The sequence below is a fragment of the Rhodococcus sp. Eu-32 genome (assembly GCF_003336925.1).
Lineage (GTDB): Bacteria > Actinomycetota > Actinomycetes > Mycobacteriales > Mycobacteriaceae > Rhodococcoides > Rhodococcoides kyotonensis_B.
The window spans coordinates 20,418-44,925 of record NZ_QGNK01000008.1 but is presented as its reverse complement, the minus strand read 5'-3'; the positions used below and the strand labels follow the sequence as shown (position 1 = coordinate 44,925).

21 protein-coding genes are annotated in these 24,508 nt (G+C 66.3%); 14 read left to right on the top strand and 7 right to left on the bottom strand.

Annotated features, from left to right (window positions below; translation table 11 throughout):
• The first annotated feature begins 2 nt into the window (after nucleotides 1-2).
• Genes cobU through DK926_RS11680 form a run of 3 tightly spaced genes read left to right on the top strand, consistent with a single transcriptional unit; the run spans nucleotide 3 to nucleotide 2,414 of the window.
• Nucleotides 3-557: a bifunctional adenosylcobinamide kinase/adenosylcobinamide-phosphate guanylyltransferase gene (cobU, locus tag DK926_RS11690; protein WP_114330549.1), complete on the top strand. Its 555-nt coding sequence runs from the start codon at nucleotides 3-5 to the stop codon at nucleotides 555-557.
• 58 nt (nucleotides 558-615) lie between these two features.
• A complete protein-coding gene (gene cobT, locus DK926_RS11685) occupies nucleotides 616-1,650 on the top strand; it encodes a nicotinate-nucleotide--dimethylbenzimidazole phosphoribosyltransferase (RefSeq protein ID WP_243636772.1) in 1,035 nt (344 codons plus the stop codon).
• 2 nt (nucleotides 1,651-1,652) lie between these two features.
• Nucleotides 1,653-2,414: an adenosylcobinamide-GDP ribazoletransferase gene (locus DK926_RS11680; RefSeq protein WP_114330548.1), complete on the top strand. Its 762-nt coding sequence runs from the start codon at nucleotides 1,653-1,655 to the stop codon at nucleotides 2,412-2,414.
• Nucleotide 2,415: 1 nt separating this feature from the next.
• On the opposite strand, the gene DK926_RS11675 is transcribed toward DK926_RS11680, so the two are convergent.
• Together DK926_RS11675 and gcvT are read right to left on the bottom strand one after the other, a co-directional pair.
• On the bottom strand, nucleotides 2,416-3,519 hold the full coding sequence (locus tag DK926_RS11675; protein ID WP_068420598.1) for a branched-chain amino acid aminotransferase: 1,104 nt from the start codon (nucleotides 3,517-3,519) through the stop codon (nucleotides 2,416-2,418).
• A gap of 34 nt (nucleotides 3,520-3,553) precedes the next feature.
• Nucleotides 3,554-4,654, bottom strand: a complete 1,101-nt coding sequence (gene gcvT, locus DK926_RS11670) for a glycine cleavage system aminomethyltransferase GcvT (protein ID WP_114330547.1) — start codon at nucleotides 4,652-4,654, stop codon at nucleotides 3,554-3,556.
• Nucleotides 4,655-4,737: 83 nt separating this feature from the next.
• Here gcvT and DK926_RS11665 point away from each other — a divergent pair, with 83 nt between their 5' ends.
• Nucleotides 4,738-6,255: a leucyl aminopeptidase gene (locus tag DK926_RS11665; RefSeq protein WP_114330546.1), complete on the top strand. Its 1,518-nt coding sequence runs from the start codon at nucleotides 4,738-4,740 to the stop codon at nucleotides 6,253-6,255.
• A 43-nt stretch (nucleotides 6,256-6,298) separates the two neighbouring features.
• On the opposite strand, the gene DK926_RS11660 is transcribed toward DK926_RS11665, so the two are convergent.
• A complete protein-coding gene (locus DK926_RS11660; protein ID WP_114330545.1) occupies nucleotides 6,299-6,631 on the bottom strand; it encodes an oxidoreductase in 333 nt (110 codons plus the stop codon).
• 247 nt (nucleotides 6,632-6,878) lie between these two features.
• Between DK926_RS11660 and sucB the strand changes: the two genes are divergently transcribed.
• From sucB to DK926_RS11635, 5 genes are all read left to right on the top strand, one after another.
• Entirely contained in the window at nucleotides 6,879-8,654 is a 1,776-nt protein-coding gene (sucB, locus tag DK926_RS11655; RefSeq protein WP_114330544.1) for a 2-oxoglutarate dehydrogenase, E2 component, dihydrolipoamide succinyltransferase, read from the top strand.
• A 143-nt stretch (nucleotides 8,655-8,797) separates the two neighbouring features.
• Nucleotides 8,798-9,688, top strand: coding sequence for a TIGR01777 family oxidoreductase (locus tag DK926_RS11650; RefSeq protein ID WP_114330543.1), 891 nt, complete (start codon nucleotides 8,798-8,800; stop codon nucleotides 9,686-9,688).
• 21 nt (nucleotides 9,689-9,709) lie between these two features.
• Nucleotides 9,710-10,468, top strand: a complete 759-nt coding sequence (gene lipB, locus DK926_RS11645) for a lipoyl(octanoyl) transferase LipB (RefSeq protein WP_114330542.1) — start codon at nucleotides 9,710-9,712, stop codon at nucleotides 10,466-10,468.
• Between the two features lie 10 nt (nucleotides 10,469-10,478).
• The gene (gene lipA / locus DK926_RS11640; protein ID WP_207890799.1) at nucleotides 10,479-11,492 is read left to right on the top strand and encodes a lipoyl synthase; all 1,014 of its coding nucleotides are present in this window, start codon (nucleotides 10,479-10,481) and stop codon (nucleotides 11,490-11,492) included.
• Between the two features lie 55 nt (nucleotides 11,493-11,547).
• A complete protein-coding gene (locus DK926_RS11635; protein ID WP_068420582.1) occupies nucleotides 11,548-12,303 on the top strand; it encodes a DUF4191 domain-containing protein in 756 nt (251 codons plus the stop codon).
• Between the two features lie 27 nt (nucleotides 12,304-12,330).
• Here the strand turns inward: DK926_RS11635 and DK926_RS11630 are convergent, their stop codons facing one another.
• On the bottom strand, nucleotides 12,331-12,801 hold the full coding sequence (locus DK926_RS11630; RefSeq protein ID WP_114330540.1) for an RDD family protein: 471 nt from the start codon (nucleotides 12,799-12,801) through the stop codon (nucleotides 12,331-12,333).
• A gap of 222 nt (nucleotides 12,802-13,023) precedes the next feature.
• On the opposite strand from DK926_RS11630, the gene glnA (DK926_RS11625) reads away from it, so the two are divergent.
• From glnA (DK926_RS11625) to DK926_RS11605, 5 genes are all read left to right on the top strand, one after another.
• Nucleotides 13,024-14,460, top strand: coding sequence for a type I glutamate--ammonia ligase (gene glnA / locus DK926_RS11625; protein ID WP_068420578.1), 1,437 nt, complete (start codon nucleotides 13,024-13,026; stop codon nucleotides 14,458-14,460).
• Nucleotides 14,461-14,657: 197 nt separating this feature from the next.
• Nucleotides 14,658-15,308 carry an ABC transporter permease gene (locus tag DK926_RS11620; protein WP_114330539.1) on the top strand — a complete coding sequence of 217 codons (651 nt, stop codon included), beginning with the start codon at nucleotides 14,658-14,660 and terminating at the stop codon, nucleotides 15,306-15,308.
• Nucleotides 15,301-16,500 carry an ATP-binding cassette domain-containing protein gene (locus DK926_RS11615; protein ID WP_114330538.1) on the top strand — a complete coding sequence of 400 codons (1,200 nt, stop codon included), beginning with the start codon at nucleotides 15,301-15,303 and terminating at the stop codon, nucleotides 16,498-16,500. The genes DK926_RS11620 and DK926_RS11615 overlap by 8 nt, the downstream gene beginning before the upstream one ends.
• Before the next feature lie 38 nt (nucleotides 16,501-16,538).
• Complete coding sequence (locus DK926_RS11610; RefSeq protein ID WP_207890804.1) at nucleotides 16,539-17,315, top strand: ABC transporter permease; 777 nt, start codon at nucleotides 16,539-16,541, stop codon at nucleotides 17,313-17,315.
• The gene (locus DK926_RS11605; protein WP_114330536.1) at nucleotides 17,312-18,289 is read left to right on the top strand and encodes a glycine betaine ABC transporter substrate-binding protein; all 978 of its coding nucleotides are present in this window, start codon (nucleotides 17,312-17,314) and stop codon (nucleotides 18,287-18,289) included. The genes DK926_RS11610 and DK926_RS11605 overlap by 4 nt, the downstream gene beginning before the upstream one ends.
• A gap of 16 nt (nucleotides 18,290-18,305) precedes the next feature.
• On the opposite strand, the gene DK926_RS11600 is transcribed toward DK926_RS11605, so the two are convergent.
• From DK926_RS11600 to DK926_RS11590, 3 genes are all read right to left on the bottom strand, one after another.
• Entirely contained in the window at nucleotides 18,306-21,350 is a 3,045-nt protein-coding gene (locus DK926_RS11600; RefSeq protein ID WP_114330535.1) for a bifunctional [glutamine synthetase] adenylyltransferase/[glutamine synthetase]-adenylyl-L-tyrosine phosphorylase, read from the bottom strand.
• A gap of 101 nt (nucleotides 21,351-21,451) precedes the next feature.
• Nucleotides 21,452-22,792, bottom strand: a complete 1,341-nt coding sequence (glnA, locus tag DK926_RS11595; protein ID WP_068420566.1) for a type I glutamate--ammonia ligase — start codon at nucleotides 22,790-22,792, stop codon at nucleotides 21,452-21,454.
• 100 nt (nucleotides 22,793-22,892) lie between these two features.
• Complete coding sequence (locus DK926_RS11590; protein WP_114330661.1) at nucleotides 22,893-24,455, bottom strand: alpha/beta hydrolase; 1,563 nt, start codon at nucleotides 24,453-24,455, stop codon at nucleotides 22,893-22,895.
• Nucleotides 24,456-24,508 lie beyond the last annotated feature (53 nt).

The following is a 24,508-nucleotide window of genomic DNA, read 5'->3' as shown; positions in this document are numbered from 1 at the left end:
CCGTGACGCCGGGCCAGCGCATCCTCGTTCTCGGCGGAACACGTTCCGGAAAGTCGGCGTACGCCGAGAGCCTCGTCGATTCGGCGTCGCCCGTGCGCTATGTCGCGACGGGTCGTCGTGACCCGTCCGATGCGGACTGGCAAGCGCGCATCGATTCTCATGTGGCACGGCGACCGGCCGAGTGGACCACGGTCGAGGCGTCGTCGGACCTCCCCGCGGTGATCGGTGGATCCGACGACAGCACCATCGTCGACGACCTCGGCACCTGGCTCACCCACACCATCGACGACCTGAACGCGTGGGACAGCCCGCGCGGTACCGTCGCATCCCGTGTCGACGCCGTCGTGCACGCGGTCGCCGCACACTCGGGTCACCTCGTACTGGTCAGCCCCGAAGTAGGGATGAGTGTCGTCCCGGAGACTCGCTCGGGCAGACTGTTCCAGGACGAGATCGGCGCGATGAACTCGTCACTCGCGGCGGTGTGCGACACCGTCGTTCTGGTCGTCGCGGGATTGCCGCTGACGCTCAAGAGTGATCCGCCCAGCCCGCACACATGAAAGGTCTTCGGTGACCGAGACTTCAGAGCCCACCGATATTCCGACGCCGCTTCGGCCGGTGGCTCCACCGTCTGCCGACGCTCGCAGGGACGCGTCGGAACGTCAGAAGACTCTGACCAAGCCCGCGGGCAGTCTCGGGCGGATCGAGGATCTCGGTGAGTGGATCGCCGCCTGTCAAGATGCCTCTCCCCCACGCCCGCTGACGCGTCCCCGCGTCGTCGTGTTCGCCGGCGACCACGGGGTGGCCGCACACGGCGTCTCGGCATACCCGGCCGAGGTGACCGGGCAGATGGTCGCCAACTTCCTCGCCGGCGGCGCTGCCGTCAACGCACTGTCGGCCGTGGCAGGAGCGTCGGTACGCGTGGTCGACATCTCGGTCGACTCGGAGACGGATCCGTCGGTGAGCGCGCACAAGGTGCGACGCTCGTCCGGCTCGATCGACCGCGAGGATGCACTCACCTCCGACGACGTGCTCGCCGCGATCGACGCGGGCCGTGCCATCGCCGACGAGGAAGTCGACAGCGGCGCTGATCTGCTCGTCGCGGGCGACATGGGCATCGGAAACACCACTCCCGCAACGGCTTTGATCGCGACGCTCACCGACACCGAACCCGTCGCCGCGGTCGGACGCGGCACCGGCGTCGACGACGCGGGGTGGATGCGCAAGACCGCCGCCATTCGCGACGCGATGCGCCGCGCACGGCCGGTCGTCAAGGATCCGGTGGCATTGCTTCGCGTCGCCGGCGGCGCCGACATCGCCGCGATGGCAGGGTTCGTCGCTCAGGCGGCACACCGTCGCACGCCCGTGATTCTGGACGGTCTCGTCGTCACCGCGGCCGCGCTCGTCGCCGAGGAGTCGGCGCGCGGCGCGCGCGAATGGTGGGTTGCCGGGCATCGCTCGACCGAGCCCGCGCACTCGATTGCCTTGCGGCACTTGCGCATCGAGCCTCTGCTCGAACTGGACATGCGGCTCGGCGAGGGATCGGGCGCACTGGTTGCGCTACCTTTGATCCATGCCGCGATCGCGACGCTGTCGCAGATGTCGACGTTCGCCGACGCCGGAGTCAGCACCGAAGCCGCATCCGAGGACTGACCGTGCGCGGCGCACTCGTCGGACCTGCACTCGCGCTGTCGTGGTTGACGGTCCTGCCCGTACGCGGTCCACACCGCGTCGACCGTGCCGCCGCCGCGAGAGCAATTGCATCGGCCCCGCTCGTCGGTCTGCTGCTGGGCCTCCTCGTGGGCGGAACGTTGTGGCTGTCGATCGCGGCCTCGCTGAGCGCAATCCTCGCCGGATTTCTCGCCGTCGGCGCCCTCGCACTCGCGACGCGCGGAATGCATGTCGACGGTCTCGCCGACACCGCGGACGGTCTCGGCTGTTACGGACCACCCGAACGTGCGCGAGAAGTCATGAAATCGGGGGGCGCGGGCCCGTTCGGCGTGGCTGCGATCGTCGTCGTGTTCGCGCTGCAGGCAACGGGATTCGGCGCATTGGCCGATCGGCATGCATGGTGGTCCGTCGTGCTCGCGGCGGTGGTGGGACGGGTCTGCGTCGTGCTCGCGTGCCGCCGCGGGTTCGACGCCGCGCCCGAATCCGGATTCGGCGCGTTGGTCGCCGGAACCCAGCCGTCGTACACCGTCGCGATCTGGGGCGTCGTCGCGCTGGGTCTGTCGATCTTCGCGGTCGACGACCGGTGGTGGCAGGGACCGCTCGTCGTGGCGGCCGCCCTCGCTTTCACCGAAGCCGCCGTGCGCCACTGTTCCCGACGGTTCGGCGGGATCAACGGCGACGTGCTGGGCGCCGTGGTGGAGGTGACGACGGCCCTCGCCGTCGTCGGCCTCCTGATCGGTGGCTGAGTCAGCCGAGCTTCGTCATCCACCCGTGCGTGTCGGCGAACGTGCCGCGCTGGATGCCGGTCAGCGTGTCGCGCAGAGCGAGCGTGACCTGGCCGGGTTCGCCGTCGGCGATGGTGAACTCGCCCTCGGCGGACTTCACACTGCCGACCGGCGTGATGACGGCGGCCGTGCCACAGGCGAAGACCTCGGTGATCTCGCCGGATTCGGCGCCCTTCTGCCACTCCTCCGTCGAGATACGGCGTTCCTCCACCGGGATGCCGGAATCGGTGGCCAGTGCGAGCAACGAGTCCCGCGTGATGCCAGGCAACAACGAACCCGACAGCGACGGCGTGACGAGCCGGGCGTCCGAGCCGGAACCGAAGACGAAGAACAGGTTCATCCCGCCCATTTCTTCGACGTATCGGCGCTCGATGGCGTCGAGCCAGACGACCTGGTCGCATCCCTGCTCACTGGCCTGCGCCTGCGCGAGCAGCGACGCTGCGTAGTTGCCCGCGAACTTCGCCGCACCCGTTCCGCCCGGGGCCGCACGCACGTATTCGGTCGACAACCAGACGCTCACCGGCCTGACACCACGCGGGAAGTACGCACCCGCGGGCGACGCGATCAGCATGTAGCGGTAGGAATCCGCCGGGCGGACACCGAGACCCGCTTCCGTCGAGAACATGTAGGGCCGCAGGTACAGCGCGTCCTCGCCGCCGGCTGCGGGGACCCAGTCGTGGTCGACGGCCAGAAGTTGCTCGATCGATCCGATGAACAACTCGTCCGGCAGTTCCGGCATCGCGAGCCGACGCGCCGACGATCGGAAGCGCTCGGCGTTGGCGGTGACGCGGAACGACGCGAACTCACCGTTCGGCTGGCGATAGACCTTCAGACCCTCGAAGATCGCCTGGCCGTAGTGCAGCACCATCGCTGCCGGGTCGATCTCGATGGGACCGTACGGGCTGATCGTCGCGTCGTGCCAGCCCTTGTCGACGGTGTAGTCGATGACCGCCATGTGGTCGGTGAAGAACTTCCCGAATCCCGGCGCAGCCAGTACCGCCTCCCTGGCCTCCGAGGGAGCCGGAGAAGGGTGCTGCACGCGCGTGAATTCAGGTAGGCCAGTCATGAGGACAAATCTTATCGAACGACCGTCATCGTCCTCACTTGGTATTCGGCGACACGAACGGTGGAGCCACCGTCTCGCACGCGAGCATCCGGCCCCGGACGTCCACGTGTACTTCGTCTCCGTCGGACACGTTCGCTGCCGTGTCGATCAACGCGAGCGCGATCCCGACACCGAGCGACGGCGAGAAGGTCCCCGACGTGGTCGTTCCGACGGCGGAACCGTCGCGCATCACCGTCAGACCGGGACGGAGAACGCCTCGTCCGACCGCCTTGATGCCACGCAGGGTCCGGGTCGGCCCGGCCGCCTTCTCGGCGGTCAACGCATCCTTGCCCCAGAACGCGTCCTTCTTCCAGCCGACCGCCCAGCCGCACCGGGCCTGCAGCGGTGAGATCTCGAGCGACAACTCGTGCCCGTGCAACGGGTATCCCATCTCGGTCCGCAGCGTGTCGCGCGCACCGAGGCCTGCGACGAGCCCGCCTGCCGCCCGGACGGCGTCGACCAACGCGCGGAACAATGCGTCTGCGTCGGACCACGACGGCACGAGCTCGTACCCGTGTTCGCCGGTGTACCCGGTGCGGCAGACGCGCACCGGGACGCCGTTCCACGTCGCGTCCGCGAAGGCCATGTACTCCATGTCGACCGGCAGCCCCAGTGCGCCGACGACGTCACGTGACGCCGGTCCCTGCACCGCGAACACTCCGAAGTCGCGATGCCGATCGGCGACCGTGACACCTTCGGGCGCCGCATCGGCGAGAGCGGCGACGACGGCAGCGGTGTTGGCCGCGTTGGGAATCAGGAAGACTTCGTCGGGCCCGACGAAGTACGCGATGAGGTCGTCGACGACACCACCGGATTCGGTGCAGCACAACGTGTATTGGGCTTTCCCCGGCCCGATGCGCTCGAGATCGGCCGTCAGCGCGGAGTTCACGAACTCGGCGGCACCCTGTCCGGACACGAGCGCCTTTCCGAGATGGCTGACGTCGAAGAGCCCGACGTTCTCGCGCACGGCATTGTGTTCGGCGACGACACCGGCATACGACACGGGCATCTCCCACCCACCGAACGGAGCGAAGGTCGCACCGAGCTCGGTGTGGACGGCGTGAACGGGTCCGCGTGCAAGTGTGTCTTCGCTCATGGCGGCCAACGCTATCCGACGTCACTCCATCACTACGATCGGTGGGACCGACACATTCTCTTTCCACTCGTAGGAGCTGCCCAGTGCCATCCTCCACAACACGCACTCTCGGACCCGACCTGGTCCTGACCGGCCGCCTCGGCAAGAACATCGACGTACTCGTCGTCGCACTGAGCACCAGCGAGGACGGGCTGGAGCTCGTCATCACCGACGACATTTCCGACGACGCGATCGCCTCCGAGCTGCTCGACGCGTTCGAGACCGTCGGCGCCACCGGCAAAGCCGACGAACTCACGCGTATCCCCGCGCCCTCGGGTCTCGCCGTGAACAGCGTGCTGGCCGTCGGTCTCGGTACGTCCGCGGACATCGACGACGAACGCATCCGACGCGCCGCGGGAACTGCCGCTCGCTCGCTCGCAGGCACCGACACCGTCGCCACGACCCTGTCGTCGCTCGACCTGGCCGCCGCTGCCGAAGGCTTCTTCCTCGGCGCCTACACCTTCACCGAGTTCAAGTCTCAGCTGTCGGCACCGAGTCCCGACGCGGCCCCGCTCGGCCGCGTCGAGCTGCTGGTGACCGACCCCCGCGCCCGTGAGACGAAGGCAGAACTCGCCCGGTCCGTGGCCCTCGCCGAATCTGTTGCCATCGCACGCGATTTCGTCAACACTCCCCCGAGCCACCTGTATCCGGAGGCGTTCGCTGCCCGAGCGAAGGAACTCGGCACCGCCGCCGGACTGAAGGTCGAGATCCTCGACGACAAGGCGCTCGAAAAGGGCGGCTACGGCGGCATTCACGGCGTCGGCAAGGGCTCGTCGCGTCTACCGCGGCTCGTGCGCCTGACCCATGCGGGCGGCAAGCGAAAGTCGAAGAAGGTGGCGCTCGTCGGCAAGGGCATCACGTTCGACACCGGCGGTATCTCGATCAAGCCTGCGTCGGGCATGGAGAACATGACATCCGACATGGCCGGTGCCGCGGCCGTCATCGCGACGGTGATCCTGGCTGCGAAGGTCGACCTGGAACTGGACGTCGTCGCGACGGTCCCGATGGCGGAGAACATGCCGTCGGGCACCGCGCAGCGTCCCGGTGACGTGCTGACACAGTACGGCGGCATCACCGTCGAGGTCATCAACACCGACGCCGAGGGACGCCTCGTGCTCGCCGACGCCATGGTGCGCGCGTGCGAGGACGATCCGGACTACCTCATCGACACCGCGACACTGACCGGCGCGCAGGTCGTCGCTCTCGGCAATCGCACCCCCGGCGTCATGGGTACCGACGAGTTCCGCGATCGCGTCGCCGCGATATCGCAGGCCGTCGGCGAGGACGGCTGGGCCATGCCGATGCCGAAGGAGATCCGCCGCGAGCTGGATTCCAAGGTGGCCGACCTCGCGAACGTCACCAACAACCGCGCCGGCGGCATGCTCGCTGCCGCGCTGTTCCTGAAGGAGTTCGTCGCCGAAGGTGTCGAGTGGGCGCACATCGACGTCGCCGGACCTGCCTACAACACCGGGGGCCCGTTCGGCTACATCGGCAAGGGCGGCACCGGTGTCCCGGTGCGCACGATGTTCGCGGTGCTCGAGGACATCGTCGAGAAGGGGTGAATCCCTCGTGAGCAGAAATGTAGAGCCCGCTCTACATTTCTGCTCACGACCCCTGCGCCCGCCTTCGGAGAATCTTCTGCCGCGCATCGTGGTCACGCATGCGCTGCGGGTACCCGGTCTTGCGGACGTCGTAGACCGGGATCTTCAGGTCCGGACCCAACTTTCGGATGTGCCGCTCCTCGACGGCACGACGCGTCCACTCCCCGTCGTTCGCCACGAGAACGACCGTGACAGGAGTCACTGTCGTCTTCGGTTCGACGTACGCCTCGATACCGGTTCGCGCAGTCGTCCACTCGGCCAGATAGCTCGCGGTCGAGCCGTCTCCGGCGCCTCTACCTCTGCCACCACGTCGTGTGAAACGGTCGAACAACCCCATCGGTGACTCCTTCCATGTGCGCCGAAACCGTCGTCGCGTTCCGCACCAACTTGTGTTACTCACCAGTTTGCCAGCGCAACTGCCGCCCTCGGGGAACATGAAATGTTCGAGGATGGAAGGATGGATTTCCGAGGCCGCGAATTATCGCAAGTGACAACCGCGACCTTCGCAACGCCAGCAGAATGGTCTGCGACCACAAGTCGTCGGATCGAAATACCCGCATACAACTGTCGAGGAGTCAACAGACATGGCCTTCTCCGTCCAGATGCCAGCTCTTGGTGAGAGCGTCACCGAGGGAACTGTCACGAGGTGGCTCAAGCAGGAGGGCGACACCGTCGAGGTCGACGAGCCGTTGCTCGAAGTATCGACGGACAAGGTCGATACCGAAATCCCGTCCCCCGTTGCTGGCGTTCTGACGAAGATCGTGGCTCAGGAAGACGACACCGTCGAGATCGGTGGCGAGCTCGCCCAGATCGGTGACGCAGGCGAGGAATCCGCACCCGCCGAGGAAGCACCGGCAGAGGAAGACGAGGCTGCACAGCCCGCGGCCGAGGAGCCGACGCCCGCCGCCGAGCCCGAGCCCCAGGCCGAGGAAGAGGCTCCCGCAGCCGCGTCCTCGTCGTCGCAGTCGAGCGGATCCGGCACCCCGGTCAAGATGCCCGAGCTCGGCGAGTCCGTCACCGAGGGAACCGTCACCCGCTGGCTCAAGGCAGTCGGTGACGAGGTTGCCGTCGACGAGCCCCTGCTCGAGGTCTCGACCGACAAGGTCGACACCGAGATCCCGTCTCCCGTCGCCGGAACACTGCTCGAGATCAGCGCACAGGAAGACGACACCGTCGCCATCGGCGAGCAGCTGGCCGTGATCGGATCGGGCGCTCCCGCCGTGAAGGCGCCGGAGCCCGAGAAGACGCCGGAGCCCGAGAAGCCCGCTCCCGCACCCGAGCCGGCCAAGGAAGCACCCAAGGCAGAAGCTCCCAAGGCGGAGGCCCCCAAGCAGGAAGCACCCAAGCAGGAAGCGCCCAAGGCCGCTCCGAAGCAGGAAGCTCCCAAGCAGGAATCGGGCGCGACCCCGTACGTCACCCCGCTGGTCCGCAAGCTCGCGGCCGACAACGGTGTCGATCTGAACACCGTCACGGGCACCGGCGTCGGTGGCCGCATCCGCAAGCAGGACGTTCTCGCTGCCGCCGAGGCCAAGAAGGCACCTGCAGCCCCGGCCGCTGCCGCACCGTCCGCTCCCGCCGCATCGGCTCCTGCCGCCGCTCCCGCTACCGCGGGCGTCCGTCCGGAGCTGGCTCACCTGCGCGGAACCACGCAGAAGATCAACCGTATTCGCCAGATCACGGCGAAGAAGACGCGCGAATCGCTGCAGACGTCCGCTCAGCTGACGCAGACGCACGAGGTCGACGTCACGAAGATCGCTTCGCTGCGTACGCGTGCCAAGGCGACGTTCAAGGACAACGAGGGCGTCAACCTGACGTACCTTCCGTTCTTCGCGAAGGCCGTCGTCGAGGCGCTCAAGGCGCACCCGAACGTCAACGCCAGCATCGACGAGGACAAGAAGGAGATCACGTACCACGCCGAGGTCCACCTCGGTATCGCCGTGGACACCGATCAGGGTCTGCTGTCTCCTGTCATCCACAACGCCGGCGACCTGTCGCTGGCCGGACTCGCTCGTGCGATCGCCGACATCGCCTCGCGCGCCCGCTCGGGTGGCCTCAAGCCCGACGAGTTGTCCGGTGGCACGTTCACCATCACCAACATCGGTAGCCAGGGCGCCCTGTTCGACACCCCGATCCTGGTCCCGCCGCAGGCGGCCATGCTCGGAACCGGCGCCATCGTCAAGCGCCCGGTCGTGGTGAAGGACGACGCGGGCAACGAGTCCATCGGTGTTCGCTCGATGGTCTACCTGCCGCTGACGTACGACCACCGTCTCGTCGACGGTGCCGACGCAGGCCGCTTCCTGACCACGATCAAGCAGCGTCTCGAAGACGCTTCGTTCGAGGCCGATCTGGGTATCCAGTAACACGACGGCTGCCGTGAGTATCTGTACGCTGAAGTAACGGATACGCTCGGCCATCCTCGGGACAACGGGGAAAGACACACAGTCGGGGCATCATTCGCACATGCGGGTGGTGCCCCGACATCGTCGAGGAGGCAATCGAATTCATGCGTGTAGTCATTGCTGGTTCTTCAGGTCTGATCGGTACCGCCCTCGTCGCGTCGTTGCGCGGACAGGGCCACGAGGTCGTCCGGCTGGTCCGCCGACCCCCTGCCGGTCCCGACGAATATCAGTGGGACCCCACTCGTGGCACGCTCGACGACCGCGCACTGCGCGACGCGGATGCCGTGGTCGATTTCTGCGGTGTCGGCATCGGCGACAAGCGCTGGTCCGGCTCGTACAAGCAGGCGATCAGGGACAGCAGGATCACTCCGACCGAGGTTCTCGCCGAAGCCTGTGCCTCTCACTCGATTCCGACGTTCGTCAACGCGAGCGGCATCAACTTCTACGGTGACACCGGCGACCGTGTGGTCGACGAGTCCGCTCCTGCCGGTTCCGGATTCCTCGCCGAGGTCTGCCGAGATTGGGAGAACGCGACGTCGGCGGCCTCCTCGGCCGGAGTGCGCACCATCATGCTGCGCAGCGGCGTCGTGCTGTCGCAGCGAGGCGGCATGCTGGATCGCCTTCGTCCCCTCTACCTGCTCGCGCTCGGTGGCCGCCTCGGCAGCGGCCGTCAGTACTTCCCGTGGATCTCGCTCGACGACGAGATCGCCGCGATCGTGCACGGACTCGAGAACGACGCCGTGTCCGGCCCGGTCAACATGGTCGGCCCGGCGCCGGTCACCAACGCGCAGTTCAACAGCGCGATGGCGCGAGCCGTTCATCGGCCCGCTCCCTGGGTCGTTCCCGGCTTCGTGCTGCGCGCCGGGATCGGCGAGTTCGCCCAGGAGGCGATCCTCACCGGGCCACGGGCCATCCCGTCGGTTCTCGAGAACACCGGATTCGAGTTCAGGCACAACACCGTCGGCGAAGCACTGCGGGCCGCGGTCGGTCGATGACGGGGGCGTAATCTCGCCGGTATGAGCACACGATCCGCGAGGGAAAGTTCCGACTCGATCGACGTCCAGGAGATCGGACACACGGACTACCTCGAGGCATGGGATCGTCAGCGCGCCCTCGCCGACATGCGCGCCGAGGGCAACGGCCGCGACACCCTTCTGCTGCTGGAACACCCGTCCGTGTACACCGCGGGCCGACGCACGTCGCCCGAGGACCGCCCGCAGGACGGCACTCCGGTCATCGAGGTCGACCGCGGCGGCAAGATCACCTGGCACGGCCCAGGACAACTCGTCGGGTACCCGATCGTCAAGCTCACACAGCCGATCGACGTCGTCGACTACGTGCGTCGGATCGAAGAAGCGCTCATCACCGTCTGCACCGATCTGGGCATCGCGTGCGGCCGGGTCGACGGCCGCTCCGGTGTGTGGCTCGCCTCGACCCAGCGAGACGGCGTGTGGCTCCCCGAACGCAAGATCGCCGCGATCGGCGTGCGCGTGCAACGCGGCGTCACGCTGCACGGGTTTTCGTTGAACTGCAATTCGACGATGACCGGCTTCGACGCCATCGTGCCGTGCGGCATCGCCGACGCCGGCGTGACGTCGCTGTCGAGCGAACTCGGGCGGGACGTGAGCATCGCGGATGTGACACCTGCCGTCACCGCTGCCGTACTCGCCGCTCTGGACGGAGAGCTCGTGGTCTCCGACCACCCCGTCCTCCACCCGGAACCGGCCTCACCGTCCGGTAACCCGCAATTCACCACGGTGAAGTTCGGCGCGTAGCATCGATTCCGTGACTGTGGTTCCAGAAGGACGCAAACTGCTCCGCCTCGAGATCCGAAACGCGGAGACCCCGATCGAACGCAAACCCAACTGGATCAAGACCCGAGCCAAGATGGGACCGGAGTACTCCGATCTCAAGGGTCTGGTCAAGCGAGAGGGTCTGCACACCGTCTGCGAAGAAGCCGGCTGCCCCAACATCTACGAATGCTGGGAAGACCGCGAGGCGACGTTCCTCATCGGCGGCGAGCAGTGCACCCGCCGCTGCGACTTCTGCCAGATCGATACCGGCAAGCCCGAAGCCCTCGATCGCGACGAGCCGCGCCGTGTCGCCGAGAGCGTCCAGGCCATGGGCCTTCGCTATTCCACCATCACCGGCGTCGCCCGCGACGACCTGGAAGACGGCGGCGCCTGGCTGTACGCCGAAACCGTGCGCTACATCAAGAAACTCAACCCCAGCACCGGTGTCGAGCTTCTCATCCCCGACTTCAACGCCAAGCCCGACCAGCTCGCCGAGGTCTTCTCCTCGCGGCCGGAGGTGCTCGCGCACAACGTCGAGACGGTCCCCCGCATCTTCAAGCGCATCCGCCCCGCGTTCCGCTACCAGCGGTCGATGGACGTCATCACCGCCGCCCGCGACGACGGCCTGGTCACCAAGTCCAACCTGATCCTCGGCATGGGCGAGACGCCGGAAGAAGTGCAGGAAGCGATCCGCGATCTGCACGAGGCCGGCTGCGACATCCTGACGATCACGCAGTACCTGCGTCCCTCGCCGCGGCACCACCCCGTCGAGCGCTGGGTCAAGCCCGAGGAGTTCGTCGAGCACTCCGAATACGCCACCGAGATCGGCTTCGCCGGCGTCATGGCAGGGCCGTTGGTCCGCTCGTCGTACCGCGCCGGACGTCTCTACGCGCAGGCGATGGCCCACCACGGCCGCGAGTTGCCGGAGAGCATGAGCCACCTCGCCGAGGGCGGCGACGCGTCGCAGGAAGCCAGCTCGTTGATGGCGCGTCTCGCCGCTCACTGAATCTCTTACCGCCGCGGTGACAGTGGTCGCCGCGGCGGGACGTATCCTGTGAAGCATGGCGAACGGCAGTAAAGCGGGCAAAGCAGGTAAGCCCAGCAAGGAAGCAAAAGCGGCAGCGAAGGCTGCACGCAAGCAGGCATCGAAGGAACGACGCGGTCAGCTCTGGCAGGCGTTCCAGATGCAGCGGAAGGAAGACAAACTCCTTCTCCCGCTGATGATCGGAGCGATCGTCGGCATCGCCGTCGTCGCGTTCCTGATCGGTCTGATCTTCGGGATCGAATGGTTCCTGCTGCCGTTCGGACTTCTGATCGGTGTACTGGTCGCATTCATCATCTTCGGACGTCGCGTCCAGAAGTCGGTGTACACGAAGGCCGACGGTCAGGCCGGAGCGGCCGCGTGGGCTCTCGACAACCTCCGCGGGTCCTGGCGCGTCACCAACGCGATCGCAGGCACGACGCAGCTCGACGCCGTCCACCGCGTCATCGGCAAGCCCGGCGTGATCCTCGTGGCCGAGGGCGCCCCACAGCGAGTCAAGTCGCTTCTGGCACAGGAGAAGAAGAAGACGGCACGCCTCGTCGGCGACACCCCGATCTACGACATCGTGGTCGGCAACGGTGAGAACCAGATTCCGCTCTCGGGCCTGCAGAAGTACCTCACCAAGCTGCCCAACAACATCGACAGCAAGCGCATGGACACCATCGAGTCACGTCTCGCCGCACTCGGCACCAAGGGCGGGCCTGCGATGCCGAAGGGCCCCGTCCCCGGAGGCGCGAAGATGAAGGGCGTTCAGCGCACCATCAAGCGTCGCTGATCCGAGAAAATTCCAGCTCGAGCAGAATCAACGCACACGCAGCATTGCGGTGCCCGTCGCCCGGTCGTGCATTCCGCGTCCGTCGTGATCCGAGATCACGGCCGGGAAGACGAAGACGATGAAGAACGTACGTACCAACGCGCGGACGAATCCGACCCGTTCGCGAGCGTCGACACGGGCCACTTGAATTCCCACGATCAACTGCCCCGGCGTGAACGAGAAGACGGCAACGGCCGACACGCCGACCACGAACCACACCAGCAACGTGACGGTGGACAGCGACTGCTGCCAGCCCGTGAGACTCAGCACGAGCGCACCGATTCCCATCGCCATGAGCCAGTCGACGAGCAGCGCGAGAATGCGTCGACCCAGCCCTGCCACCGCCCCTGGACCGTCGGACGGTAGTCCGAGCCGTTCACCGGGGAACTTCTGTTCGGTGCCGTCGTCGTCCATCGCCGCGTTCGGACCGGACAACCAGGAGCCTGTCATGCGTGCCATGGCTACCAGGATAGGCTTCGACCTCGACGCCGGAAGAATGCGTCACCGTAGGGTGTGAAGCGAAGCGTCGCCCTCCCACCGATCACGGAGACCGCTTTCGACGCTTCCGCGAAGCGTGACGTACAGAACGCGACGTGTAACACGGGCGAAACACAGCCTTGACTGGCGGGCAACACGAAGTCCATAACGTGCTGCTCGACGGAAACGACAAAGGAGTAACAGGTGGCGTTCACCACGGCCGAAGAGGTCATCAAGTTCATCGCCGACGAAAACGTCGAGTACGTGGACATCCGTTTCACGGATCTTCCCGGCACCCAGCAGCACTTCTCCATCCCGGCGTCGGCGTTCAACAAGGATGTCTTCGAAGACGGTCTGGCGTTCGACGGTTCGTCCGTGCGGGGCTTCCAGTCCATCCACGAGTCGGACATGATGCTCCTCCCCGACGTCCGGACGGCTCAGGTCGACCCCTTCCGCGCCGCGAAGACGCTGAACATCGACTTCTTCGTGCACGACCCGTTCACGCGTGAGTCCTACAGCCGCGACCCCCGCAACGTCGCGCGCAAGGCCGAGGAGTACCTGGTCTCCACCGGCATCGCCGACACCGCGTTCTTCGGCGCCGAGGCCGAGTTCTACATCTTCGACTCGGTGCGCTACGACTCCGCCATGAACGGTGCGTTCTACGAGGTCGACTCGATCTCCGGCTCGTGGAACACCGGTGTCGAGGTCAACGCAGACGGCAGCCCCAACCTGGGCTACAAGGTTCGCCCGAAGGGTGGATACTTCCCGGTCGCGCCGTACGACCACTACGTCGACCTGCGCGACGAGATCTCCACGAACCTGCAGAACGCAGGCTTCGAGCTCGAGCGTGGACACCACGAGGTCGGCACCGGCGGACAGGCCGAGATCAACTACAAGTTCAACACCCTGCTCGCTGCCGCGGACGACCTGCAGCTGTTCAAGTACATCGTCAAGAACACCGCGTGGAAGTACGGCAAGTCGGCCACCTTCATGCCGAAGCCGCTCTTCGGTGACAACGGTTCGGGCATGCACGTCCACCAGTCGCTGTGGAAGGACGGCAAGCCGCTGTTCCACGACGAGGCCGGATATGCCGGACTGTCGGATCTCGCCCGCCACTACATCGGCGGCATCCTGCACCACGCTCCGTCGCTGTTGGCGTTCACCAACCCGACGATCAACTCCTACCACCGCCTGGTGCCCGGCTACGAGGCTCCCATCAACCTCGTCTACAGCCAGCGCAACCGTTCCGCTGCCGTGCGTATCCCGATCACGGGCAACAACCCGAAGGCCAAGCGCCTCGAGTTCCGCGCACCGGACAGCTCGGGCAACCCGTACCTGAACTTCGCGGCTCAGATGATGGCAGGCCTGGACGGAATCAAGAACAAGATCGAGCCGCTGGCCCCCGTCGACAAGGACCTCTACGAGCTCCCGCCCGAGGAGGCCAAGAACATTCCTCAGGCACCGACGTCGCTGTCCGCCGTCATCGACCGCCTGGAAGCCGACCACGAGTACCTCACCGAGGGTGGCGTCTTCACGACCGACCTGATCGAGACCTGGATCTCGCTCAAGCGCGAACAGGAGATCGCTCCGGTCAACCTGCGCCCGCACCCCTACGAGTTCCAGCTGTACTACGACGTGTAATCACGCGTCGTCACCGCGTCACCCTGCCACCCGCATCGCCGAATTCCGGCGGTGCGGGTGGCTTTTTTCGTGCACTTGGGTAACGACTTGGCGAAAACGGGTTTAACCGCGTGCAAAGTAAGCCACTCTCGTACGTGCCGCTCGTTCGGAACCGCCGAACGAGACCGCATACTCGCGAAGAGGGTGGATAACCTCGGATGGACGCTCTCTGGACCTTCGTCTCGGACAGACGACAACAGTTGCTCACCGATTCCTATCTGCACGTGTCCGCTGTCGTGCAGTCCATCGTGATAGCGACCATCGTCGCGGTCGTCGTCGGAATTCTGGTCTATCGCTCCCCCGCCGGGTCGGCCATCGCGACCGCGCTCGCGAGCACGATTCTGACGATCCCGTCGTTCGCGCTTCTCGGACTGCTGATTCCGATTCTCGGACTCGGTGTGGCTCCGACGATCACCGCCCTTGTCCTGTACGCGCTGCTGCCGATCATCCGCAACACGATCATCGGCCTCGCGTCGGTCGATCCCGCGGTCACCGACGCCGCCAAGGGCGTGGGGTTGAACCGCACGAAAATCCTGACCCGCATCGAGATGCCGCTGGCGTGGCCGTCGATTCTCGCCGGAATGCGCGTCAGTACGCAGATGATCTTCGGCATTCTCGCAATCGCGGCGTACGCGAAGGGTCCCGGTCTCGGCAACCTCATCTTCTCGGGTCTGTCTCGCGTCGGCAGCCCCAACGCCGTCCCACAAGCTCTCGCCGGGACCGTGTTGATCGTCGTTCTCGCGCTCGTCGTCGACGGCATTCTCGTGCTCGTCGGCCGTCTCACAACATCGAGGGGTCTCCGTGACTGAAACAACCAGGCCGCACGTCTCCGGAGTGGACATCGTGCTCGACTCCGTCACCAAGCGGTATCCAGGCCAGAAGGCCGCGGCCGTCGACAACGTCTCGATGACGGTTCCCGCCGGCGAGATCGTGGTGTTCGTCGGTCCGTCCGGGTGTGGCAAGACGACCACGATGCGGATGATCAACCGGCTCATCGAGCCGACGTCCGGCAAGATCACGATCGACGGCAAGGACGCTCTGTCGATCGACCCGGACGAGCTGCGACGCGGAATCGGGTACTCGATCCAGCAGGCAGGGCTGTTCCCGCACATGACCATCTCGAAGAACGTCGGTACCGTGCCCGGCCTCATCGGGTGGGGCAAGAAGCGCATCGCGGCACGTATCGACGAGATGCTCGACCTCGTCGGCCTCGATCCGGACACGTACCGCGACCGCTATCCACGTCAGTTGTCCGGCGGTCAGCAGCAGCGTGTGGGTGTCGCACGTGCTCTCGCCGCCGACCCGTCGGTGCTGCTGATGGACGAGCCGTTCGGCGCCGTCGATCCGATCACCCGTGGCCTGCTGCAGGACGAGCTGATGCGTCTGCAGTCCGAGCTGGGCAAGACGATCGTGTTCGTGACGCACGACTTCAACGAGGCCGTGAAGCTCGGTGACCGCATCGCGGTTCTCGGCAACCAGTCCACGATCCTGCAGTACGACACCCCGGAAGCGATTCTCGCGAACCCGGCGGACGACACCGTCGCCGGCTTCGTCGGGGCCGACGCGTCGCTGAAGCAGTTGACGCTCACGCGGATTCGAGACGTCCGGCTGCTGCAGTGCCCGACCGCCAAGGAAAGCGACCCGGTCGACGAGTTCCGACGGAAGATCAGCTCACGCAAGTGGCAGTGGGGTCTGATCCTCGACGACCGAAGCAGGCCGCTTCGGTGGGCCTCCCCCGCCCACCTACAGACGGCGTCGTCGCTGCGCGGCGTCGGCACTCCGATCGGTGAGTTGGTGTCGGTCCAGTCGACACTGCAGGATGCGCTCGAAGCTCTGCTCGCGGAAAGCACGGCGTCGACGGTCGTCACCGGGCACCGCGGCGAGTACGTCGGACTCATCTCGATCGACACGCTCGTCGGACACCTGCAGAAGATGCGAGAAGAACACGAGCACGATCACGACGACAACGACGACGTGGCCGCGGCGGGAGCGCCTGCATGACCACATCGGAGGCGTCGAGAACGCCGGAGGCGCCGGAGATGGAGGCACCGCCGGACGAGGGAGCATCCGAGCGAGGTGCGGCGCGCCGCGCAGAGCGGATGCGATTGCTGGTCCAGCCGGTACTCGTGGTGATTCTGGTTGCGGGCGTGTTGATCTGGGCCTTCAGCCGCGACCTGACCGCAACCCAGCAAGGCAGTATCAGCATTTCGAACATCGTGACGCTCGCGTGGCAGCACATTCTGATCACCGCGGCCGTCGTGATCATTGTCGTCCTCGTTGCGGTTCCGCTCGGCACGCTGCTCACGCGACCCGGATACACCCGTCTCGCACCGTTTTTCGTGGGCATCGCGAACATCGGGGCCGCTGCACCCGCGATCGGCCTGTTGGTGCTGTTCTATCTGGCCACCCGCCAGACCGGGTTCTGGATAGGCGTGCTGCCCATCGCTTTCTACTCGCTGCTGCCGGTGCTACGGAACACCATCCTCGGCTATCAGGAAGTCGACCGGACGCTGATCGACGCCGGTCGCGGACAAGGAATGTCGGCGATGACAGTTCTGCGCAAGGTCGAGTTCCCGTTGGCCGTTCCGTACATCCTTGCGGGTCTGCGCACGTCGCTCGTGTTGGCAGTCGGCACGGCGACGCTGTGCTTCCTGGTCAGCGCAGGCGGGCTCGGAATTCTGATCGACACCGGATACAAGTTGCGTGACAACGTCACTCTCGTCGTCGGCGCCGTGCTCGCGGTGTCGCTCGCACTGTTCATCGACTGGCTCGGCGCGCTCGCGGAACAGTTCCTCGGACCGAAGGGACTGCGATGAAATCGATGGTCGAATCGATCTTGGCCGTCGCAGCGTCGGGGCTGCTGGTGGCCGGCTGCGGTCTCGAATCGGGCGGTGCCGTGCCGCTCCCGGTCGGACCGGGCAGTATCGAACCCATTCCGGAACTCGACGGGGTCAAGATCACCGTGGGGTCGAAGGATTTCACCGAGCAGATCACGCTCGGCTACGTCATCGAGTTCGCGTTGACGGCCGCCGGTGCCGACGTGCGGGACCTGACGAACATCCAGGGATCCAACAGCACCCGCGACGCACAACTCGACGGGCAGATCGACCTGACGTACGAGTACACCGGCACGGGGTGGATCAACTATCTGGGCAACGAGACTCCGCTCCCCGACTCGCAGCAACAGTACGAGGCCACGCGAGACGCCGACCTCGCCGCGAACGACATGGTCTGGGCCGATCCGGCCCCGATGAACAACACCTACGCGATCGCGATGAACAGGCAGACCGCCGAGCAGACGGGCGTCCGCACCCTGTCCGACTACGCGCGGCTCGTCAGTACCGATCCTGCTGCGGCAACCACGTGCGTCGAAACCGAATTCAACGTGCGCCAGGACGGCTATCCGGGAATGGCAGCCAAGTACGAGTTCAACCCCGACGCCGCGCCGCGCCAGATCTTGCAGACGGGCATCATCTACCAGGCGACAGCCGACGGCAACCAGTGCAAGTTCGGCGAGGTCTTCACCACGGACGGGCGCATCATCGCCCTGGATCTCGTTCTGCTGGAGGACGATCGGTCGTTCTTCCCGAAGTACAACCCGTCACTGGTGATGAAGAAGTCGTTCGCCGACGCATACCCCGAGGTGCTCGACGTCATGGCGCCGATCTCCGAGAAGCTCACCGATCAGGTCATGACCGAACTCAACCGACAGGTCGACGTCGAAGGGTTGGAGCCCGCCGACGTCGCGCGAGACTGGCTCGTGTCGGAGGGCTTCGTCACGACCGGCTGATGCGATCGGGCGAAGATCAGCCGCCGAACGCCCTCTCCACGACGGCCTTCGCCCGACGCGTCACGCGCAGGTAGTTGTCGAGGAACTCTCCCGCGTCGCCGTTCGGCCACCCGGCGACCTTGGCGACCGCGGACAGGACGTGGCCGGGGGCCGGCAATTGATCAGTCGGCTTGCCTCGGACGAGAACGAGCGCGTTGCGCGCCTTCGTCGCGAGAATCCATGCCTCGCGCAGCAATTCGACGTCGTTTTCGCTGAGCAGTTCCGCGGCGCCGATGGCGTCGAGACTCTGCAGGGTCGACGTGTTGTGCAGTGCGGGAACGTTGTGCGCGTGGCGAAGCTGGATCAACTGAACCGTCCACTCGATGTCGGCGAGTCCGCCGCGGCCGAGCTTGGTGTGCGTGGCCGGGTCGGCACCCTTCGGCAGCCGCTCGGAGTCGACGCGCGCCTTGATGCGTCTGATCTCGCGCACCGCCTCGTTGGAGACGCCGCCCTCGGGGTAGCGAATCTTGTCGACCATCAGCAGGAACTTGATGCCGAGATCCTGATCGCCGGCGACCTGGTGAGCGCGCAGCAATGCCTGGACCTCCCAGGCCTGTGCCCACTGCGCGTAGTAGGCCTCGTACGAGGTGAGCGTGCGCACGACGGGTCCGTTCCGACCTTCGGGACGCAGACCAGTGTCGACCTCGAGCGGCGGATCGGTGCTCGGCGCACCGAGGAGCTTGCGAATCCGATCGGCAATCCCGTTGGCCCACTTGACCGCAACGCTGTCCTCGACGCCCTCGACGGGGTCGCAGACGAAGAGCACGTCGGCGTCGCTGCCGTATCCGAGTTCACCCCCGCCGAGCCGTCCCATACCGATGACGGCGAGACGAGCGGGCGCAGGCTCGCCGCGTTCGGCTTCGCTGGCTCGGATCGCCGCCGCTAGCGCGGCGTTGATGACGGCAGCCCACACCGACGACAGCGCACGGCAGACCTGCGGTACGTCCAGCATCCCCAGGATGTCCGCCGACGCGACGCGTGCGAGTTCGTGACGTCGGAGCGCGCGGGCCGCGTTGATCGCCCGCGCCGGGTCCTCGTATCGACCGGACGACGACAGGATCGCGCGATACGTCTCCTCCGGCTCCGCGTCGAGCAGCTTCGGCCCGTTCGGCCCGTCGGCGAAGAGGCGAACGACCTCGGGCGCCTTGATCAGCAGGTCCGGCACGTACGCCGACGACCCCAACACGATCATCAGCCGCTGCGCGACCGCACCCTCGTCGCGCAGCATGCGCAGGAACCAGGTGTGTTCGGTCGTGGCTTCGCAGAGCCGTCGATAGTTCAGCAGACCGGCGTCGGGATCCGGTGTGTCCGCGAGCCATTCGAGCAGCGTCGGCAGCAGGACGGCCTGGATCTGACCGCGTCGTGCACCGGTGCTCACCAATGCACGCAGGTGGCCGAGTGCGTTCTCCGGCGCCGCGTACCCCAGCGCCGCGAGCTGCCGGATCGCGGCGTCAGGGGTGAGCCGGACGGTGTCGTCGTCGAACCGCACCACCGAGTCGAGGAGGGGCCGATAGAACAGTTTCGCGTGCAGGCGCCTGATGCGCTGCGCGTTGCGCTTGATCTCCGCGTTCAGCACACCGAGCGCGTCGCGGCTGCCGTCGGGACGCATGTGCGCGGCCCGCGCGAGCCAGCGCAGAGCTTCTTCGTCGTCCGGCGGCGGCAGAGTATGCGTGCGCTTCATACGCTGCAACTGGAGTCGGTGCTCGATCAGACGCAGGAATTCGTACGACGCCGTCAGATTCGCCGCGTCGTCACGTCCGACGTAGCCGCCGTCGGTGAGCGCCGCCAACGCGTCGGTCGTGCCGAGGACGCGAAGCGATTCGTCGGTGCGCCCGTGCACGAGTTGCAGGAGCTGGACGGCGAATTCGACGTCGCGCAGGCTGCCGCGGCCCAGCTTGATCTCCCGTTCGCGGAGTTCGGGCGGCACCATTTCCTCGACGCGTCTGCGCATCGCACGGACCTCGGGGACGAAGTCCTCGCGCTGCGACGCCAGCCACACCATCGGATTCAGCGCGGCGACGTATGCGTGGCCGAGTTCCAGATCGCCCGTCATCGGACGCGCTTTGAGCAGTGCCTGGAATTCCCAGGTCTTGGCCCAGCGCTTGTAGTAGGCGATGTGCGAGTCGAGTGTGCGGACGAGTTCGCCGCGCTTGCCCTCGGGACGCAGGGCCGCGTCGACCTCGAAGAACGCCGACGAGCCGATCCGCATCATCTCGCCCGCGATGCGACTCGCGACAGCGTCGGCGGGCTCGGCGACGAACACGACGTCGACGTCGGACACGTAATTCAGTTCGCGCGCACCGCATTTGCCCATCGCGACGACAGCGAGGCGGGTCGGGCACGGCGAATCGGGACACACGGTCGCGACGGCCACGGCGAGCGCGGCGGTCAGGGCCGCGTCGGCCATGTCGGAAAGCTGCGTTCCCACCAACTGGTACGGCAGTACCGGCTCGTTCTCGACGGTCGCCGCCAGGTCGGCGGCGGCCAGCACCATCACCTGATCGCGGTACGTCTTACGCAGCGCGAGAACGGCGTCGGGTCCGACGATGCCCGCGCGGTACAGGTCGGGCGCGGCGTTGTCGCCCGTCTCCGGAACGGCCTCGACGGCGTCGAGCAGTTGCTTCGTCAGCTGTTCCTTGCTCGGGAGCGCGACACCCGCATTCCGGCCGGACGAGGATCCTTCGGGGGTGAGCAGCAGACGCCACGCAGCGGGGTCGGACACCAAGTGGTCCGCGAGGGCGCTCGAGGCGCCCGTCAGCCCGAACAGGCGTCCTCGAAAGCCCTTGTCCGCGCGCAACGCAGCATCGACCTCGGCGAACCCGTCACCGAGCGAGTCGGACAGGCGAACGACCGTGCGAAGAGCCAGATCGGCATTCGCGGCCCGCGAGAGCGACCACAACAGTTCCAGGCTGCCCTCGTCGACCCAGCCGAGCCTGGTCAGATCCGCAGGGGCACTGGACTCCACCAATCCGAGACGCCCGGCTCCCGGGACGACCGAACGCGATGTGGGCGGACGCACCATCAGCGAACACCTCGACTCTGGCGTGACACAGATTCACCTCACCGCAGGGATACTCGACGTTCTCCGACCACTAGAACCTAGTGCATCCCGACACCGGGGAGTTAAAGACCGAGGTAGGCCTTCAACTCGTACGGCGTGACGTGGCTGCGGTACTCCTCCCACTCCCGACGCTTGTTGCGGAGGAAGAAGTCGAAGACGTGCTCGCCGAGAGCCTCCGCGACGAGTTCCGAGCTCTCCATCGCGTTCAGAGCCTGATCCAGGCTTCCGGGAAGTTCCTTGTAGCCCATGGCTCGACGCTCGGCCGACGTCAACGCCCAGACGTCTTCTTCCGCCTCGGGAGGCAGGGTGTAACCCTTCTCGATGCCGCGCAGGCCGGCCGCGAGAAGAACCGCGAACGCCAGGTACGGGTTGCACGCCGAGTCAGGGCTACGGATCTCGACGCGTCGCGACGACGCCTTGTTCGGGGTGTACATCGGGACGCGGATCAGAGCCGATCGGTTGGACGGACCCCACGACGCGGCCGTCGGCGCCTCGCCGCCGCGCACGAGTCGCTTGTACGAGTTGACCCACTGGTTCGTCACCGCACTGATCTCGTTGGCGTGCTCGAGAATTCCGGCGATGAACGACTTGCCGGTCTCCGACAGCTGCATCGGATCGTCGGGGTTGTGGAAGGCGTTGGTGTCACCTTCGAACAGGCTCATGTGGGTGTGCATCGCCGAGCCTGCATGATCGCTGAACGGCTTCGGCATGAACGTCGCGCGGACGCCCTCCTCGATCGCCACCTCTTTGACGACGTAGCGGAACGTCATGATGTTGTCCGCCATGGAGAGCGCGTCGGCATAGCGCAGGTCGATCTCCTGCTGGCCGGGAGCGGTTTCGTGGTGACTGAACTCGACGGAGATTCCCATCGATTCGAGTGCGTCGATCGCGTGCCGACGGAAATTCGGCGCCGAATCGTGGACCGCCTGGTCGAAGTAGCCGCCGTTGTCCGCGGGGGTGGGCGGGGTGCCGTCCTCGGGGCTGTCCTTGAGGAGGAAGAACTCGATCTCGGGGTGGACGTAGCAGCTGAAGCCGAGGTCTGCGGCTTTGCTGAGCTGACGACGCAGCACGTGGCGCGAGTCGGCCCAGGACGGCGAGCCGTCGGGCATGGCGATGTCGCAGAACATGCGCGCGGAGTGCTGATGCCCCTTGCTCGTGGACCAGGGCAGGATCTGGAACGTCGACGGATCGGGCTTCGCGACGGTGTCGGCCTCGGACACGCGTGCGAATCCCTCGATCGCGCTGCCGTCGAAGCCGATGCCTTCGTCGAATGCGCCTTCGAGTTCCGCCGGTGCGATCGCGACCGATTTGAGGTACCCCAGGACATCGGTGAACCACAGGCGGACGAAGCGGATGTCGCGCTCCTCCAGAGTCCGGAGCACGAATTCCTTTTGGCGATCCATGTCCGCGAGAGTAAGCAAACCGCGTTAAATCTGTGTTACATCGTGAATTCGGTCTCACGTCCGGCCACTCTCACCAGCTCGGACGTGCGGGTGAGAAAAATCAGCACACCAAATCGTTACCTGGCGGGACGAGGTCGACGAGGTAATCGATCAGCGGATCGTCGATGCACGACACGCCGGAGAACGCCACGGTGTGCTGCGTCCCCTGGTACGTCACGAGGTCGGCGCCGAGCTGTGCGGCGAGCTCGACACCCGCCTGATACGGCGTCGCGGGATCGAAGGTCGTCGACACCACGACCAGCTTCGGAACACCGGGCGCGGAGACGGTGTGCGGAGTACTCGTGTTCTTCACGGGCCAGAACGCGCACAGATCCAGCGGAGCCTGACCGGTACCGCGACCGTCGTCGAGGAACGGCGCTGCCTCGCGGTATCGCCTGTCGGCCTCGCTCGCCTCGGCCCGGTCGGTGACCGGAGGGTCGTCGACACAGCGGATCGCATTGAAGGCGTCGTCGAGGTTCGAGTAGGACCCGTCCTCGAGACGACCGGAATAGGTGTCCGCGAGCCTGAGCAGGGTGTCTCCCCTGCCCTCCTGCAGCTCTGCCAACCCGACGCGCAACACCCGCCAGAGACTCTCCGAGTACAGAGCCTGCTGAACCCCGGTCAACGCGTCGTCGTAGCCGAGGCCGCGCGGATCGGTCGTCTCGGCAGGCGTGGCCAGCAATGGGTCGACGAGTTCGCGGAACGTCCGGTTCGCCTCCATCGGGTCGGAGCCGAGCGCGCAGTTCGACGCTTCTGCGCAACTCGCCGCGAATCCGTCGAACGCCTTCTGGAAGGCAGCACCCTGCTCGACCGCCTCGTCGACGGGGCTCTGTTCGGGATCGAGCGCGCCGTCGAGAACCATCGCGCGGACGTTGGTGGGGAACGTCTCGGCGTACGTGCTGCCGATCCGCGTGCCGTAGGAGAATCCGACGTAGGTGAGCTTGTCGTCCCCGAGAACCGAACGGATGACGTCCATGTCTCGGACGACCTCCTGCGTGCCGACGTGTTCGAGAACGTCGGCTCCGGTCCGCTCCGCGCATTTGGCCGCGTAGTCGCGGTGATCGTCCTCGGTCTCGGCGATGCCTTCGGGCGACATGTCGACGTCGTTCTCGCTGCGTTGCTCGTCGGTCTCCTCGGTCGTCAGACACCTGACCGCCGGGGTCGACGCGCCGATCCCGCGCGGGTCGAATCCGATGCGGTCGAACCGTTCCGAGACGGCCGAGCCCTCGGCCTGCGTCGCCAGATACAGCCCGGAGGCTCCCGGTCCGCCCGGGTTGAACAGAATCGAACCGATCTTGTCTCCGGTCGCACGTGCGCGCGAGATCGCGACCTCGGCGGTGGCGCCTGCCGGGTCCGCGTAGTCCAATGGCACGGTCACCTTCGCGCATTCGAGATCGGTGCCGACCAGCGATTCGTCGGTGTCGTAGCTGTCGCACGATTCCCAGCCCAGGGTCTGGGTGTAGAACTGCTCCAGCCCCGGAGGAATCACGCCCGCACCGGGCGCCCATGCCTCCGCCGGCTCTGCCTCCGGAGCCCCCACGGTGGACTCGGGTTGCGCGCATCCCTGCACGCAGAGCACTGCGACCGCGACGAACGCTGCGACACCCGCTGTCGACGACTTCATCGACATGATGTTGCCAGAGCACACCGAGCGAAGTGCCGAGGACGCCTTTAAGA